Here is a 17,206-nt window from a genome sequence, read left to right on the forward strand (position 1 = left end):
CGGCTGAAGCACGCACCCCGGTCGAAGTTCATCAAGCGGCTTCGGCAGCCAGGCGCTTGGCCTTTTCGATTGCTTCGTCGATGGAGCCAACCATGTAGAAGGCGGCTTCCGGCAGGTGGTCGTACTCGCCATTGACCAGGCCCTTGAAGCCCTTGATCGTGTCTTCGAGAGCAACCAGCTTGCCCGGCGAACCGGTGAAGACTTCGGCGACGAAGAACGGCTGCGACAGGAAGCGCTCGATCTTGCGGGCGCGGGCAACGGCCAGCTTGTCTTCTTCCGACAGTTCGTCCATGCCCAGGATGGCGATGATGTCCTGGAGCGACTTGTAACGCTGCAGGGTCGTCTGGACGCGGCGCGACACTTCGTAGTGCTCTTCGCCGACAACCATCGGGTCGAGCATACGCGAGGTCGAGTCGAGCGGGTCAACGGCCGGGTAGATACCCTTTTCAGCGATCGAGCGCGACAGAACGGTCGTTGCGTCCAGGTGGGCGAACGAGGTGGCCGGAGCCGGGTCGGTCAAGTCGTCGGCGGGAACGTAGATGGCCTGAACCGAGGTGATCGAGCCCTTGGTCGTCGTGGTGATGCGTTCCTGCATCTGGCCCATGTCGGTTGCGAGCGTCGGCTGATAGCCCACGGCCGAAGGAATACGGCCAAGAAGAGCCGACACTTCGGAACCTGCCTGGGTGAAGCGGAAGATGTTGTCCACGAAGAACAGAACGTCCTGGCCTTCGTCACGGAACTGTTCAGCGATCGTCAGACCGGTCAGAGCGACGCGAGCGCGGGCGCCCGGCGGTTCGTTCATCTGGCCGTAAACGAGAGCAGCCTTGGAGCCTTCGCCGCCGCCGTGCTTGTTCACGCCGGATTCGATCATTTCGTGGTAAAGGTCGTTGCCTTCGCGGGTACGTTCACCCACGCCTGCGAATACCGAGTAACCACCGTGCGCCTTGGCGACGTTGTTGATCAGTTCCATGATGAGAACGGTCTTGCCGACGCCGGCGCCGCCGAACAGGCCGATCTTGCCGCCCTTGGCGTAAGGAGCCAAGAGGTCGACGACCTTGATGCCGGTGACGAGAATCTGTGCTTCGGTCGACTGTTCGACGTAAGCCGGTGCATCCTGGTGGATGGCGCGCTTGCCGGAGGTGATCAGCGGACCTGCTTCGTCAACCGGCTCGCCGATGACGTTCATGATGCGGCCGAGGGTTTCGAGACCAACCGGAACGGTGATCGGAGCGCCTGTGTCGGCAACCGGCTGACCGCGAACCAGACCTTCGGTCGAGTCCATGGCGATCGTGCGAACCGAATTTTCGCCGAGGTGCTGGGCAACTTCGAGAACGAGGCGGTTACCGTTGTTGTCGGTTTCCAGCGCGTTCAGAATTGCCGGCAGTTGACCTTCTGCGAAGGAAACGTCGACGACGGCGCCGATGACCTGGGTCACCTTGCCGGTCGCGCCGGAGAGAACAGCCGACGTGGTTGCAGCAGCAGCCTTGGCAGTTGCCGTCTTGCGCGGAGCAGCCGGCTTCTTTGCCGCTGCTGTATCTGTGGGGGTAGCTGCCTTAGCCATGATCCTTACCCTCTTTCCGTAACCTTAGAGCGCTTCCGCGCCCGAAATGATTTCAATGAGTTCCTTGGTGATCTGAGCCTGACGCTGACGGTTGTAGGAGAGCGTCAGCTTGTTGATCATTTCACCGGCATTGCGCGTGGCGTTGTCCATCGCGCTCATCTTGGCACCCATTTCACCGGCAACATTTTCGAGCAGAGCCCGGAAAACCTGCACCGAAATGTTGCGCGGAATGAGATCGCTGAGGATCTCGCCCGCATCTGGCTCGTATTCGTAGATCGCCGTAGCTCCGGCTTCCGTCGATACCGCCTCTGCCGGAGCGGCAGCGGGGATCAGCTGAAGTGCTGTCGGAACCTGCGAGATGACCGACTTGAACTCCGAATAGAACAGAGTGCAGACATCGAACTCGCCCTTTTCGAACAGGCCGATGATCTTCTTGCCGATCAGGTCGGCGTTTTCGAAGCCGATCTTCTTGACTTCACGCAGGTCGACACGATCGATGATCAGCGACGCGAATTCGCGACGCAGGATATCGAAGCCCTTCTTGCCAACGCAGACGATCTTGACCGTCTTGCCTTCGGCCAGAAGCTTGCGAACGTGGTCGCGCGCAAAGCGGGCGATCTGGCTGTTGAAGCCACCGCAAAGGCCGCGTTCCGCCGTGCAGACCACGAGCAGATGCGTGTGGTTCTTGCCAGTGCCAGTCATCAAACGCGGCGCGCTGTCGTCAGAACCGACAGCGGCTGCGATGTTCGACAGAACCGCGCTCATGCGCTGCGAGTACGGGCGAGCCGCTTCGGCCGCCTCCTGAGCACGCCGAAGCTTCGCCGCGGCGACCATTTTCATCGCCTTGGTGATCTTCTGCGTCGCCTTGACGGAGGCGATCCGGTTCTTCAGATCCTTAAGTGAAGGCATCCGTTATCCGTCCTTATGGAACCCGATCAGGCGAAAGACTTGGCGAAGGCATCGAGAGCAGCCTTGAGCTTGCCCTTGGTGTCGTCGCTGATAGCCTTTTCCGTGCGGATGGTGTCGAGGATGGCCTTGCCTTCCGAGCGCATGTAGGACAGGAGGCCCTGCTCGAAGGCGCCGACCTTGGCGACCGGGATCTTGTCGAGATAGCCGTTGACGCCCGAGAAGATAACCGCGACCTGCTCTTCCGTCTTCAGCGGCGAGAACTGCGGCTGCTTCAGGAGTTCGGTCAGGCGGGCACCGCGGTTCAGCAGGCGCTGGGTTGCAGCGTCAAGGTCCGAACCGAACTGGGCGAAGGCGGCCATTTCGCGATACTGGGCGAGTTCGCCCTTGATCGAGCCGGCAACCTGCTTCATCGCCTTGATCTGGGCGGCCGAACCAACGCGGGAAACCGACAGACCGACGTTAACGGCCGGGCGGATACCCTGGTAGAACAGGTCCGTTTCAAGGAAGATCTGGCCATCGGTGATCGAGATCACGTTGGTCGGGATGAACGCCGAAACGTCGTTACCCTGGGTTTCGATGACCGGCAGAGCGGTCAGCGAACCGGCGCCCTTTTCATCGGAGAGCTTTGCAGCGCGCTCGAGGAGACGCGAGTGCAGATAGAAAACGTCGCCCGGATAAGCTTCGCGGCCCGGAGGACGACGCAGCAGCAGGGACATCTGGCGGTAAGCAACAGCCTGCTTCGACAGGTCGTCGTAACCGATCAGGGCGTGCTGGCCGTTGTCACGGAAGTATTCGCCCATGGCAGCGCCGGCAAACGGTGCGAGGTACTGCATCGGAGCCGGATCGGAAGCCGTAGCAGCGATGATGATCGAATACTTCAGCGCGCCGCGCTCTTCGAGCACCTTGACGAACTGGGCAACGGTCGAGCGCTTCTGGCCGATAGCGACGTAGACGCAGTAAAGCTTTTCAGCTTCCGGACCGTTGTCGTGGATGGCCTTCTGGTTGAGGATCGTGTCCAGGATGATGGCGGTCTTGCCGGTCTGACGGTCGCCGATGACCAGCTCGCGCTGGCCGCGGCCAACCGGGATCAGAGCGTCGATGGCCTTGAGGCCGGTCGACATCGGCTCATGAACGGACTTGCGCGGGATGATGCCCGGAGCCTTGACGTCAACGCGCGAGCGCTGCTTGGCATTGATCGGGCCCTTGCCGTCGATCGGATTGCCGAGCGCGTCGACGACGCGGCCGAGCAGTTCCGGACCAACCGGGACGTCAACGATGGCGCCGGTCCGCTTGACGGTGTCGCCTTCCTTGATCTCGCGGTCGGCACCGAAGATAACGACACCGACGTTGTCAGCTTCGAGGTTCAGCGCCATGCCGCGGATGCCGCCCGGGAACTCGACCATTTCGCCCGCCTGGACGTTGTCGAGACCGTAGACGCGGGCAATACCGTCACCGACGGAGAGCACCTGACCGACTTCGGAGACGACTGCCTCCTGGCCGAAGTTTTTGATCTGATCTTTGAGAATTGCGGAAATTTCCGCGGCGCGGATATCCATCAGCCGACCTCTTTCAGTGCAAGCTTAAGGCTCGAAAGCTTTGTGCGAAGGGAAGTGTCAATCTGGCGGGACCCGACCTTGACGATCAGACCACCGAGAATAGAGGGTTCAACCGTGACGTTAAGCGTCACGTCTTTGCCGGTGACGCTCTTCAGCGCCGCCTTCAATTCAGTCTGCTGCGCGGCCGTAAGGGCATGCGCGGAAGTCACCTCGGCGGAAACTTCGCCACGATGACGGGCGGCAGTTTCGCGATAGGACTTCACAATGCCCGGCACTGCGAACAGGCGGCGATTGCGCGCAACCACCTTGAGGAAATTGCCAACCAGACCCGTGATACCGGCCTTCGCGATGAGCGCGGAAATGGCCTTGAACTGGTCGTCGGCAGAAAAGATCGGGCTGACGATAAGGCGCTTCAGGTCAGCACTCTCGTTGATCAGCGACTGGAACTTGTCCAAATCCGCCCCGACGCTCTCCACCTGCCCCGCTTCAAGCGCGAGATCGAAAAGCGAAGACGCGTACCTTTCTGCAACACCGGAAATAAGCTGGGATGTGTCTGCCACGGGCACAAGCTTCTCTTATTTTAATTCAAGAGCGATGTCTGCGGAGAACCGTAAACCCAACACCTTGAATTTGTTGCTATATTTTCTGGGTTCTGCAAGCCGGACGGCTTGTTTCCCCCACAAGTCGCGGTTCGTCTAGCATAGGATATCTGGACTCGCAACACGAGAACCGCACGAATGCGCTCAAGTTTGGGCGGTTTGGCCAAATTTTGACAAAAATGGGGTATGAGCTGACGAGGTCCACACCGTGGACGTCGCCCGGCCGCTTCATATAAAGCCGAACACATAGGCCAAGGGTAAGCCCGAAAGCACGATCTGCACGATCAGGAACACCCAGTTCACAACCGTATTGCCGCCATCCGACAGCATCGACAGGATGCGGCCGAAGGCTGCGAGCGCAAAGGCAGCGCCGAGCGCCAGATAGACCATCGGCTGCGCCAGAAGAATCGCAGCGATCCCCAGCCCCAGCGGAAATCCGCCCAGTGTCGAGCGCGCCTCCGCATACCCGCCTCGTCGCCCTTCCCGCAGGTCGAGGCCGAGCGCGCGAAAGGCAAGACCCGGCGCAAAGAGGAAGACGAGGCCGATCAGTGACGTGGCTATGGCCGCGCAGAACGCCAGGAACTCACCCGTTTCGGTTGGAATATAGAGTTCCATGTCTGCGTCCTCTGCACGGTCAACGGCCGATTCGCTTATCGCACAGACGGATTCGGCGGGAAAGACAATGTCATTTCCGCATCCACCTGAAATTCAAGGCATTATCCCTTCACGGAGAAAACCGCGGCAAAAAGGGATTATGCGAGGATCAGGCGCTACGAAAGACGATTACAAGAAACTCTGCGGATCGATATCCAGCTGGACGCTGACCGAGCCGCGCATCTTCGGGCCATTGGCCATCATCGTCTTGACGAAGGCCTGCATGTCGCTGTTGCGGCGGCCGTGGACCAGAAGCCGGAAGCGGTGGCGGCCGCGGATCAGCGCCAGCGGCGCTTCGGCCGGGCCGAGAATGCTGATGCCGCTGACCCGGGGGGCAGCAAGTCGCAAGCCGCGTGCATGTCCTTCCGCGTCGGCCCGCGTATCCGCCGAAATGATCACCGATGCCAGACGGCCGAATGGGGGCAGCAGCGCCTTTTCGCGCTCGCTGATCTCGCGGTCGTAAAACGCCTCGGAATCACCCGACACGATCGCCTGCATCACCGGATGTTGCGGCTGGTAGGTCTGCAGCAGGCCGAGGCTCTTCAAGCCGGTTCGTCCGGCACGCCCGGTTACCTGGCTGAGCAACTGGAATGTCCGCTCCGCCGCACGCGGGTCGCCATTGGCCAATCCGATATCGGCATCGACGATGCCGACGAAAGTCATCATCGGGAAATTGTGCCCCTTGGCAACGAGCTGGGTGCCGACGACGATATCCGCCTCACCCCGCTGGATCGCCTCCAGTTCGAGCCGCAGCCGCTTGACGCCCATCAGATCGGAGGAGAGCACGATGGTGCGGGCATCGGGAAAATGCCGGTCAACCTCTTCGGCGATGCGCTCGACACCCGGGCCACAAGCAACGAGATGATCGAACGTGCCGCATTCCGGGCAGGCTTCCGGGGTCTTTTCGGCATGGCCGCAATGGTGGCACTGGATCTGGCCGCGAAACCGGTGCTCGACCAGCCAGCTGGAGCAATCCGGGCACTGGAAGCGATGGCCGCACACCCGGCAGAGCGTCAAGGGTGCATAACCGCGACGATTGAGAAACAGCAGCGCCTGCTCGCCGCGCCCGACAGCCTTGCCGATATGATTGAGCATGACCGGCGACAGGAAGCCGCCGCGCTGTGGCGGATGGCGGCGCATGTCGATCAGACCGAGATCCGGAAGCGCGGCATCGCCGAACCGCGTCGGCAAATGGATCGGCTTGTAGCGGCCGAGATCGCCATTCACGCGGCTTTCGACCGAAGGCGTCGCCGAGACCAGGATGACCGGAAACTCGCCGATCCGCGCCCGCACCACCGCCATGTCGCGCGCATTGTAAAAGACACGATCCTCCTGCTTGTAGGCGGGGTCGTGTTCTTCATCGACGATGATCAGGCCGAGATTCTCGAACGGCAGGAACAGCGCCGAACGGGCGCCGGCAACGACACGCACGCCACCTTCCGTCACCTGCCGCCAGACTTTTTCACGAGTTCTTGGCGCAAGGTCGGAATGCCATTCAGCAGGCTTGGAGCCGAAGCGGTCCTGGAACCGTTCGAGGAAACTCGCCGTCAGCGCGATCTCCGGCAAAAGGATCAGCACCTGCTTGCCCGCTTTCAGCGTCGCGGCGATCGCCTCGAAATAGACCTCCGTCTTGCCCGAGCCGGTGATCCCGTCGATCAGCGATACGGAAAAGCCGCCGGCCTCGACGCTTTCCAGCAAATCCTGCGCCGCCTGCTTCTGCGGTCCTTCAAGGCGGTTCTCGGCATAATCGGGATCGGGGGCGGCCACCACGGGCGGCGGTGGCATGAACACCGTCTCGAACACGCCTTGTGCGGTCAGCCCGTCGACGACACTCGACGAGGTGCCTGCCGCATGCGCGAGCCCCGAGCGCGTCCAGGTAAAGCCGTTGTCGGCGGCGGCAATCACCCGTTCGCGCGCCGAGGTCAGGCGCTCTGGCCGCATGTCCGTCAGCCGCAAGCCCTCGACCATCGGCTCGGGGTCGAAGGCGGCCGGCGCGCGCAGCGCCATGCGGGCAACGAGGCCGGGTGGGGAAACGGTGTAGGTCGCGACCCAGTCGAGGAATGTGCGCATATCCTTGGCCAGCGGCGGGCATTCGAATGCCTTGGTGATGGCCTTCAGCTTCTTCGGGTCGACCGCGTCATCTTCGGCCCCGTCCCAGACGACGCCCAGCACCTGACGCGGACCAAGCGGCACCTGCACGATGGAACCCGGCTCGACCACCATTCCCTCCGGCACCGCATAGGAGTATGCTTTGGGGGCCGGCATAGGCACCAGAACGGGCACGACCCGGCGGGCAAACAGGTCGTCAAACAAATCGGTCGAATCTTCAGTCATCGGCCGTGACCTTGCCTTCGGTTTGCGTTAAAGGAAACCCCGAAACAACAGCACAGCCGCGTGTCCCAAGGGAGAATTCCATGAAGTTTTTTGTCGATACAGCCGATGTAAAAGAAATCCGGGAACTGAACGACCTGGGTCTCGTGGACGGCGTGACGACCAACCCCTCGCTGATCCTGAAGTCCGGCCGCGATATCCTTGAAGTCACCAAGGAAATCTGCGGTATCGTCGAAGGCCCGGTTTCGGCCGAAGTCGCCGCCACCGACTATGAGACGATCATGAAGGAAGCGGCCGTCATTTCGAAGATCGCCGACAACATCTGCATCAAGCTGCCGCTGACGCTCGATGGCCTCAAGGCCTGCAAGAACCTCTCGTCCGACGGTCACCTGACCAACGTGACGCTGTGCTTCTCGGCCAACCAGGCGTTGCTCGCCGCCAAGGCTGGCGCGACCTTCGTTTCGCCGTTTATCGGCCGCCTCGATGACATCGCTATCGACGGCATGGACCTGATCCGCGATATCCGCCAGATCTTCGACAATTACGGCTTCGAGACCGAAATCCTCGCTGCCTCGGCCCGCACGGTCAACCACATTAAGGAAGCAGCACTGATCGGCGCCGACGTTGTCACCGCACCGCCGGCCACGCTGAAGGCGCTCGTCAAGCACCCGCTGACCGACGCCGGCCTCGCCACCTTCCTCGCCGACTGGGCAAAGACCGGCCAGAAGATCGCGTAATCGGTTCCGGCAATAACCTCAAACGAACATGCCCCGCGAGACGATCGCGGGGCATTTTTTCTTTTAGTATCGAAGATCGTTTGGAAGACTGGGCGGCAAATCCAACCTTCCTCATGCCCGCCCTTGTGGCGGGCATCCAGCTACCGCGCGTCCGCGCGGTGAGAGAACGGGTGAGTTTCAGAGAGTCTTTTGACCCGACGGACGTCGGGTCGCTGGATCCCCGCCACAAGGGCGAGGATGACGGAGTGTGGGGGAATGGCCTTTGTCAACTAATCAGCGTCTTGGTTTGCCAACAGTCTAACGGCCTTAAGCTGCCTTCCTCGAACGGCTCTCCGTCATCCCGGAAATCTGGAAGCGTCCGGCGGCATTGTTGAGGTCCTGCACCTCGTCGCTGAGTTCGCGGCAGGCGGCATTGGTCTCTTCCACCATCGCGGCATTCTGCTGGGTCATCTGGTCCATCTGGTGCAGGGCCGTGTTGATTTCGGCAAGCGCCGCCGTCTGTTCGCCCGCGGCAGTCACGATCCCGCCGATCAGGCCGGTGACCTGCAACACATGCCGCTCGATACCACCAAGCGCCGAACCCGTCTCGTTGACGAGCTTGACACCGCCAGCCACTTCCTGCGTCGAGGCCTCGATCAGCGCGGTTATCTCGTGCGCGGCCTTTGCCGAGCGACCGGCCAGTTCGCGCACTTCCTGGGCGACGACAGCGAACCCCTTGCCGGCATCCCCCGCCCGCGCCGCCTCGACGCCGGCATTCAATGCCAGAAGATTGGTCTGGAACGCGATCTGGTCGATCACGGTGATGATCTGGCTGATCTGTGACGAGGAATCGGCGATCCGTTCCATGGCCGCGACCGCTTCGCGCACCACCAGAGACGATTTCGCGGCACCGTCCTTCGCCGCCTCCATCACCGAGCTCGCCTCGCGCGCTCGCTCGGCCGAATTCTTCACGGTCGCGGTGATTTCGTCGAAGGCAGACGCGGTCTGTTCCAGCGACGCCGCCTGCATTTCGGTTCGCTTGGCGAGATCATCGGTCGCACCGGCGATTTCCAGCGAATTGGTTCTGAGGCGCGCCGATGTGTGGAGAACAATGGAAATCGTCTCAGCCAGACGTTCGACGCTGCCGTTGAACTCCGTGCGAAGCGCCTCGTATTCGGAGGCGAAGGATTGCCGGATGCGGATCGACAGATCGCCATGCGACAGCCGCTCCAGTCCATGGGTCAGGGCCTCGATGACCTGCAACCGTCCGGCCTCCTCGGCGGCCTTCTGCCGACTGAGGACTTCGTCACGCTCATACTGCTTTTGCCGTTCATCCTCGGTGCGCTGGCGGGCATTGCGCCGCTCGATCGCCGCCTCCCGGAAGATCGATACGGACTTTGCGACATCGCCAATCTCGTCGGAACGGCCGGCATAGGGCACGTTCTGGTCATAATCGCCTGACGTCAGCGTCTGCATGTAGGACGACATGGCAGCCAGCGGCTGGACAGCCCGGCGGCGGAAGAACCAGAGGCCACCGAGCAGGAGAATGACCGAGACGATGGAACTGATGAAGGCGGCCGCCGACAAGATTGCCGTATCCGAGGCGGCCGCCGCTTCCTGTTCCTTCAAAAAGGTATCGGCCATGGCCACCAGTTCGTTGACGGCGGTTTCGTGGTGATGAAAACTCGTCTTGAGATCGGCAAGTGCTGCCTGCGCTCCAGCGAGGTCACCGCTCTGGAACGATGCCAGGAACTTTTTCTCCATGACCTCCCAGTAGAGATCGCCCCGCGCCAACACATCGTTTTCAAGCTTGGCCATCAGCGTGGCCGGAGCGGTCGAGGCCTTCCAGTAGACCCGTCGATCCTCGAAGGCCTTTTTCAGCACAGTGATCTTGTCGAGATTGGCCTTGGCGAATTCCGGATTGGAGACCGCCTCCATCGCCAGCATGTAGGATTCGACCGTATAGAGCGGCGGCGGCAGGATGTCGGCAATCAGATCCTTACCATAGATGACCTGCGTATAGACCGGTCCGTTCACACGCAATTTGTTGAACGCGTGGGTCTTGATCCCGATCGACAGGACAAGACCGGCAATGACGATAACACCAAAAATCAGCAATCCGCGGGCAATCGTGAATTTCATGCAATCCCCCAGCAATAAGATCCTCGCACGAAGAGAGCCTCCGGCGGGCAGAACAAACATCGATACAGTTTGAAAAAATTCCGGATCTCACCGGCGCGGAGCGTCCAGCCTCATGCAACCGGCCACCCTTGCGAGCGGGACGTGGCCGGCACCCTCCTGATGGACGATCATATTATATGATAATTGTTACGGGGTGATTAACCGTATGAGCGATTGCACTGTGGTTACAGTGGGTTGAAGAATTGGGCGTGAAAAAGACGCACGTCACTCATCCTCATCCATCATCCCCGTCAGCCGCATCCCCTCAATCCATGTCGCACCGTCCGTGCGGATGACGCGTTTGCGGCGGGTGCCGCAGCGGGCTTCGATCTCGGCAGCCAGCGCTTCCGAATGGGTGACGATCCAGATCTGGCTGTCGGCGCAGGCCGTGGCGATCATCGCGGCGAGCGCCGGCAGCATGTCGGGATGCAGGCTGGTTTCCGGCTCGTTGAGCGCAATGAAGCGCGGCCGGCGATAGGAAAGCAGCGCGCCGGCGAGCGCCAGAAAGCGCATCTGCCCATCCGACAGTTCGCGCGGCGAAAACTCGCGTTGTGGAAAATCCGGGAAAACCAGCGAGAATTCGGCGAATTCCATCGGGTCCGGAACGACGAGACGCGCGCCACCGAAAGCATCGGCCACGGCACGGTCGAGATCGACCGTATCCTGACGGGTATGGCGCAACGTCGCGAACACGGCCGCCAGGTTGGAACCGTCCTCGTCCAGCATCGTGGCCGTAACGGCAAGGCAGGGCGAACGAAGCGGTGAATCGCGGTCAGTGCGAAACCCGTGAAAGAAGCGCCAGCCGTCGATCACCCGCCGCAGGGTACCAACCTCCGGATAATGGCCGGCATCGCCCAGCAGCGCCACAGCCGTTTCCGATGTCAGCGCCTTTTCCGGATGCTCCTCCATGCGGCCCGAACCATTGCGCACGAAAATGCCCGGCCCGGCCCGCTTCATGACCGTGACGGATCGCCCGGCATCGACCTTCAATTCCTCTTCCTTCACCTGCGGCTCGAAAGCGAAACCGGCGGCGTCTATGGGAGGGCGCAATCCAGCCTCGACCCGATAGTGAAAGCTCAACGCCGCGACCTCATCCAGAAGCTCGACCTCGAGCTTGACGCGCACCGGACCGCCAGCACGTCGCTTGCCGCTCCACAAGGCAGACGCCATGCCGCCCTCACGGGCTATCTCGTATGCCAGCCGGCCACGCACGGCCGCCTGAACCAGTTGCAGGGCGCGATAGAGATTGGACTTGCCGACGCCGTTTTCGCCGATGAACAGGTTGACTCCGCCCATATCCATGCGAATGGATTTCAGCGAACGGTAATTGGCGGCGAACATGGATCGAATCTGCATGGCGCAGATTTTAGACCATAGCCGCAGACAGTGGAACAGAAGAGCGGAATGGCGCATCGCCATCACGGGCCAGATCGAACACCGTGTGCCGCTCCAGCGCCTGCGTCACTTCCGCCGGATCGCCGTCCAGCGCATCCGGCGGAATCATCTCGCCGATGGTGAAGTCGAACATATCGCCCTTCTTGTTCAGAAGCTCGTGGAAGACGGTCATGTCGCGCAGTTCGGTCGACCATTTGGCCAGCCAGTAGAACAGGCCGGAATTGCGCGCCGCCATGTGAACGGGGAGGATCGGCAGATTGTACTTGCGGGCGAAGCTGACGGCCGATGTCTTCCAGGGACGCTCGTTCAGCCGGCCATCCGCCCAATAGGCGATGCGACCGGAGGGAAACAGCACCGTCGCCTTGCCTTCAGAAATCGCCCGGTTGGTCACCTGCAGAGTCTCGCGCGCCTTCAGCTTGCTCTTGTAATCCTCACGCCATTCCACCGGAATGACCATCTCGACAAAACGCGGATTGACCCGGATGGCATCGCGATTGGCAAAGAACATCATGTCCGGACGGCGGCTCTTCAGGAGATCGAACACCGCAATCCCGTCGGCAATGCCGGTCGGATGATTGCTGACCATCAGGAAGCCGCCGGTCTGCGGGATGCGTTCGGCATTGTGCACGCGAATATCGAGCGACAGGATCCGGCTCAGATGCTCGAAGGCCTGGAAGCCCGGCAGATTGGCGACGCCATCGGCAAACTCGATCGCCTTGCGATAATTCAGGAGCGTATAGAGAAACGGCCGCATCACCGGCCAGAGCGGATGCTTGACGATGCGCTGACCGCGCTCGGCGATCAGGGTATCGACGATATGTCCGGGCTGTCCATGCGAGACCAGCGCGACCGTCTCTGCGAAATACGTGAAACCGCCTGCGAAATCCCGTCTTGCCATGGTGCTATCCGCTTTGCCTACAGCGCCGCGCGTCAAATATGACGCGCAAAGGTGGCTGTAACGCTTTAAATGTTGTGAGCTATTGCAGGTGAATATGATCCCACCATGACAAATTCCAAGGGCGTTAGGAAAAACATAACAGGCTGACGCGCAGAGTCCGGCGAACCTCGATATCGCGGAGCAAACGGGTGAACGAACTGCTGATCATTGGCCATCCCGACCTGATGGCCGAGCGCCAGAAATGGCTGGCGAGCCTCGACAACGAACGTCGTCTCTCCGGCAAGACCGTCGAGGCCTATGAGCGAGACACACGGCAGTTCCTGCATTTCCTGACTGCGCATCTCGCCGGCCCCGCAAAGCTCAGCGACATCAGCGCGCTGCGGCCCGGCGATCTGCGCGGTTTCCTCGCCGCCCGCCGCCGCGATGGCGCCGGTGCCCGCACCCTCGGACGTGGCCTCGCCGGTCTTCGCTCCTTCCTGCGGCATCTGGAAAAGAAAGGTCTTGCCAATGCCGCCGGTGCGGCCGCCGTGCGTTCGCCGAAACAGCCAAAGTCGCTGCCGAAACCGCTGACTGCCGCGGATGCCTTGACGGTGGTGACCCATGACGCCCAACTGGCCGAGGAGCCCTGGATCGCCGCCCGCAACGCCGCCGTGCTGACCCTGCTCTATGGCTGCGGCCTGCGCATTTCCGAAGCGCTTGACCTGACACCCGGAGATTTCGCCGGTACGCCGACCGCGCTGCGCATCCACGGCAAGGGCGGCAAGACCCGCATCGTGCCGTTGATCACCGTGGCGGTCGATACTATCAGGGCCTATCAAAAGCTCTGCCCCTATCACCTCGGCGAAGACGGCCCGCTGTTTCGCGGCGCCAGGGGTGGCCAATTGCAGGCGGCGATCATCCAGCGGGAAATGCAGAAGATGCGCGGTGCGCTCGGCCTGCCGGATACTGCGACACCGCATGCGCTGCGCCACTCCTTCGCCACCCATCTGCTGGCCGGCGGCGGCGATCTCCGCACCATCCAGGAACTGCTCGGCCACGCCAGCCTATCGACGACGCAGGTCTATACCGGCGTCGATTCAGCCAGGCTCCTCGAAATCTACGACCGCGCCCATCCCCGTGCTTGAAGCCGGGCGAAAAACAACTCATAGATGCGGTCGTCGTTTCAGATCAATTGCTTGCGAGTTATGATGCGTCCTTGCCTTTACCATTCGCGTGTCCCGGAATTTCTTGCAATCGCCTTCAGGTTCCTCGCCAGAACTGCCTCGATACTCTTCATTTCGCTGGCACTTGCGCTTCCGGCATGGGCCGAGGAACCGCCGGTCTGCACCGGCAAGAACCTGCTGGCCGAACTGGAGCGCACCGACCCGCAGGCTTTGGTGGAGTTGCGCAAGCAGGCTGATGAGGTCCCCAACGGAAAGGGCATATTCTGGAAGGTCGAGCGCGCCGGTAGTGAGCCCTCCTATCTGCTCGGCACCATGCACGTCACCGATCCGCGCGTCGTTCTGACACCGGAGGAAGCATGGGCACCGTTTGACAATGCCGATACCGTTGCTCTTGAACTGGAAAACATGGAACAGCCGGAGATCGCTCGGATCATGCTGTCCCGTCCCGACCTTTCGATGTTCACCGATAGCACGTCGGTGACGTCCCTGCTGAATTCCGAGGAGACCAACCGGCTGGAAATCGCGCTGAAGAAGCAAGGAATCCCTCTCCTTGCATTTTCCAAGATGAAGCCCTGGATCCTGCTCATGCATATAAGCTTTCCTGCCTGTGAGAAAAGACGGGCAGCCGCCGGGCTGGTGCCCCTCGATCTTTCGCTGATCCGCATCGCACTGGACCTGGACAAGATGGTCGTCGGCCTTGAAACCGTCGTTGAGCAGATGGAATCGATGAATTCCGTCGATTCCGCGCCGCTGCTTCGCACCGTCCTTCAGCAATTGGAGGCGGATGACAAGCTGAACGATATGTTCGCGACCATGACCGACATGTACCTTGATGGCGATGTGGGGATGTTCATGCCGCTGAGTTACCACGTACTTGGCACGACGGAGGCTGAAGATGCAGGCTATGCCGATTTCATGAAAAAGATGATTGTCGATCGCAACATCCGCATGGCCGAGCGTGCCGCACCTCTTCTCAAGACGGGCAATGCCTTCATCGCCGTCGGTGCCCTGCACCTGATCGGCGAACAGGGTCTGGTCGAACTCTTCCGCAAGGAGGGCTACACCGTCACCCGCCTTCATTGATCGGTGATCCGGAACAAGGTGAACGACTTCGTTAACGGATTGGGAAACCCGCCCCGTTATGGTGGCGACGATATCCGTGGAGAGCATGCCGCCATGAACCGTTTCATCCGACCGATCCATATGGCCGTCGCCGACCGCGTCACCGACAATATTCTGGCCCTGATCGCCACCCTGCATGTGCTGTTCGCGGCCACCCTGATCGCGACGCTACTGTCGCTCTCGCCGGCCCATGCCGCAAGCGATACCGCATGTGGCGGCAAGGATCTGGTGGCCGAGATGCAGGCGTCCGACCCGGCGCGCTATGCCGGGCTGCAGAAGGAGGCGGCCGCCATTCCGAACGGCAAGGGCACGTTCTGGAAGATTGAGAAGACCGGGCTTGCGCCCTCCTACCTGCTCGGCACCATGCATGTGACCGACCCGCGCGTTCTGGCCATGCCGAACGGGGCAACTGCCGCCTATGACACCGCCAAGACCGTCATCGTCGAATCAGACGAGGTCGTCGACGATAAAAAGGCGGCGGCGGCCATGATGATGCAGCCGCAACTGATGATGTTGACCGACGGCAAGTCGATCAAGGATTTCCTGGAGCCCGCGGAGGAAGAGAAGCTCGCCGCCGGCCTGAAGGAACGCGGCATTCCGCTCGCCGCCGTCTCCAAGATGAAGCCCTGGATGATCGCCAGCTTCGTTGCCCTGCCTGCCTGCGAACTGAGCCGCAAGGCCGCCGGCGCCTCCTTCCTCGACAAGAAACTGGCCGAAGACGCCGTGAAGCAGGGCAAGACGCTGAAGGGCCTGGAAACCATGGTCGAGCAGCTGCAGGCGATGGATTCGCTGCCGCTGCAGTTTCACCTTCAGGCCCTGATCGAGACGCTCGAACTCGGCGATGTCGTCACCGACGTGATGGCGACGACGACCGACCTCTATCTCTCCCAGGAGATCGGCATGATCATGCCGCTGATGAAATCCGTCTCCGAGGAGAAATCGGAGAGCGCCGACGATGGCTATGCCGATTTCGAACAGCGCATCGTCACCGACCGCAACAAGGTCATGGCCACCCGCGCCAAACCGATCCTCGACCAGGGCGCCGTCTTCATGGCCGTCGGCGCACTGCACCTGCCGGGCAATGACGGGCTGATCGAACTCCTGCGCAAGGACGGGTTCACGATATCAGCCGTGAACTGAGCCCGCCATTTCGACGAATGCAGGAAAGCAACCAGCCTTTTATCACGTTCGCGCGCCCGCATCCCATTCTTATAGGAAATTGAGAAAGCCCCTCGGGCATATCCGGCCTCGTGTGATACCCGGCACGGTAGCCATCCTATAATCCGTATACGACATAGCAGCTGCCTGCGCATATCACCGCGAAGGGTACTCGTTTCAACCATTTCGGCATATTCTACGCTCTGATGAGCAACATTTCGCCGTGCTTAGCTTCCTTGGGGCTTTCGGGCAGTCAGGCGGAAGCATCAAATGCCTACTCGCTGCCTATTCGCCTTTTTTGCGAATGCCTCCAAATTGGTCACCCTCATGGTCCGCAGCCCGCGAACAACTAGCAGCGAGACGAACGATTTCGATACCGACGGCCAAACAATACCGAGCGGAGTGCTAGCAACCGCTCTGCCCGCGAAAGCGCCCACGCTGCCGTGCATCGGCGCGCCACAGTTTCCGGCGTGCATCCGGCGTCTCGAGGTGGCGATATTTTCCGTCGGAGAATTTTGGCCAGTCTAAGGCAAGGCCGCATCGCACGAGTTCAGCCGCCAGATCGCGGCCATCTGGCAATGAGCACTCCGCGACGATGCGGTCATAAGAGAGCTCTGGCCTGAGTCGAGCCGTAATCATTTGCCCTTTGCATAGCTGAACCATTGCCCATTTTGCCTGCTTGCCCCATGGGTGATCGAGCTCGGGCGCATCAATTCCGGCGAGACGAATACGGACCTTATCAATTGCGATCGTGTCGCCATCGATTACCCAGCAGCGTCCGCGCAACACGGTTGGTGCTGGTGCGGGAACCGGAAGGATCACTGCCGGAGGCGGAGCATATTCTCGTTGCCTAGGCGGGCTGCCCCTTCGGGAAAACAAATGAACTAAAATCCGAAACAGTCTCATGCTTATCCTCAACGTGAAGATTCACTCCCGCTTGAGAGCCAATGTCAGCGGAGCGAA

The 17,206-nt window shown here is 61.0% G+C and carries 14 protein-coding genes; 4 read left to right on the top strand and 10 right to left on the bottom strand.

The window, feature by feature from the left end; translation table 11 throughout:
• Nucleotides 1–31: 31 nt before the first annotated feature.
• The 6 genes from atpD to ASG68_RS06150 form a co-directional block, all read right to left on the bottom strand.
• Entirely contained in the window at nucleotides 32–1,561 is a 1,530-nt protein-coding gene (atpD, locus tag ASG68_RS06125) for a F0F1 ATP synthase subunit beta (RefSeq protein WP_082478561.1), read from the bottom strand.
• Nucleotides 1,562–1,585: 24 nt separating this feature from the next.
• Nucleotides 1,586–2,470: a F0F1 ATP synthase subunit gamma gene (locus ASG68_RS06130; protein ID WP_062577612.1), complete on the bottom strand. Its 885-nt coding sequence runs from the start codon at nucleotides 2,468–2,470 to the stop codon at nucleotides 1,586–1,588.
• Between the two features lie 26 nt (nucleotides 2,471–2,496).
• Complete coding sequence (gene atpA, locus ASG68_RS06135; protein ID WP_062577613.1) at nucleotides 2,497–4,026, bottom strand: F0F1 ATP synthase subunit alpha; 1,530 nt, start codon at nucleotides 4,024–4,026, stop codon at nucleotides 2,497–2,499.
• On the bottom strand, nucleotides 4,026–4,592 hold the full coding sequence (locus ASG68_RS06140) for a F0F1 ATP synthase subunit delta (protein WP_062577615.1): 567 nt from the start codon (nucleotides 4,590–4,592) through the stop codon (nucleotides 4,026–4,028). Before ASG68_RS06140 ends, atpA begins: the two co-directional genes overlap by 1 nt.
• A gap of 261 nt (nucleotides 4,593–4,853) precedes the next feature.
• On the bottom strand, nucleotides 4,854–5,240 hold the full coding sequence (locus ASG68_RS06145) for a hypothetical protein (protein WP_062577617.1): 387 nt from the start codon (nucleotides 5,238–5,240) through the stop codon (nucleotides 4,854–4,856).
• A 168-nt stretch (nucleotides 5,241–5,408) separates the two neighbouring features.
• On the bottom strand, nucleotides 5,409–7,613 hold the full coding sequence (locus ASG68_RS06150) for a primosomal protein N' (protein WP_062577619.1): 2,205 nt from the start codon (nucleotides 7,611–7,613) through the stop codon (nucleotides 5,409–5,411).
• An 80-nt stretch (nucleotides 7,614–7,693) separates the two neighbouring features.
• On the opposite strand from ASG68_RS06150, the gene fsa reads away from it, so the two are divergent.
• Nucleotides 7,694–8,347 carry a fructose-6-phosphate aldolase gene (fsa, locus tag ASG68_RS06155; protein WP_062577621.1) on the top strand — a complete coding sequence of 218 codons (654 nt, stop codon included), beginning with the start codon at nucleotides 7,694–7,696 and terminating at the stop codon, nucleotides 8,345–8,347.
• A gap of 306 nt (nucleotides 8,348–8,653) precedes the next feature.
• Here the strand turns inward: fsa and ASG68_RS06160 are convergent, their stop codons facing one another.
• The 3 genes from ASG68_RS06160 to ASG68_RS06170 form a co-directional block, all read right to left on the bottom strand.
• A complete protein-coding gene (locus ASG68_RS06160; protein ID WP_062577623.1) occupies nucleotides 8,654–10,468 on the bottom strand; it encodes a methyl-accepting chemotaxis protein in 1,815 nt (604 codons plus the stop codon).
• 264 nt (nucleotides 10,469–10,732) lie between these two features.
• The gene (locus tag ASG68_RS06165) at nucleotides 10,733–11,863 is read right to left on the bottom strand and encodes an AAA family ATPase (protein ID WP_062577625.1); all 1,131 of its coding nucleotides are present in this window, start codon (nucleotides 11,861–11,863) and stop codon (nucleotides 10,733–10,735) included.
• Nucleotides 11,864–11,873: 10 nt separating this feature from the next.
• On the bottom strand, nucleotides 11,874–12,800 hold the full coding sequence (locus tag ASG68_RS06170; protein ID WP_062577627.1) for a GNAT family N-acetyltransferase: 927 nt from the start codon (nucleotides 12,798–12,800) through the stop codon (nucleotides 11,874–11,876).
• Nucleotides 12,801–13,024: 224 nt separating this feature from the next.
• Between ASG68_RS06170 and ASG68_RS06175 the strand changes: the two genes are divergently transcribed.
• From ASG68_RS06175 to ASG68_RS06185, 3 genes are all read left to right on the top strand, one after another.
• Nucleotides 13,025–13,924 carry a tyrosine recombinase XerC gene (locus ASG68_RS06175; protein WP_244484123.1) on the top strand — a complete coding sequence of 300 codons (900 nt, stop codon included), beginning with the start codon at nucleotides 13,025–13,027 and terminating at the stop codon, nucleotides 13,922–13,924.
• A gap of 63 nt (nucleotides 13,925–13,987) precedes the next feature.
• Nucleotides 13,988–15,046, top strand: a complete 1,059-nt coding sequence (locus tag ASG68_RS06180; RefSeq protein WP_162243610.1) for a TraB/GumN family protein — start codon at nucleotides 13,988–13,990, stop codon at nucleotides 15,044–15,046.
• 93 nt (nucleotides 15,047–15,139) lie between these two features.
• Complete coding sequence (locus ASG68_RS06185; protein WP_062577635.1) at nucleotides 15,140–16,225, top strand: TraB/GumN family protein; 1,086 nt, start codon at nucleotides 15,140–15,142, stop codon at nucleotides 16,223–16,225.
• Between the two features lie 423 nt (nucleotides 16,226–16,648).
• Here ASG68_RS06185 and ASG68_RS30240 read toward each other — a convergent pair whose 3' ends face one another.
• Nucleotides 16,649–17,149, bottom strand: coding sequence for a thermonuclease family protein (locus ASG68_RS30240; RefSeq protein WP_082478562.1), 501 nt, complete (start codon nucleotides 17,147–17,149; stop codon nucleotides 16,649–16,651).
• Nucleotides 17,150–17,206: the final 57 nt, after the last annotated feature.

It is taken from the genome of Rhizobium sp. Leaf453 (assembly GCF_001425605.1).
Classification (GTDB): Bacteria; Pseudomonadota; Alphaproteobacteria; order Rhizobiales; family Rhizobiaceae; genus Pararhizobium.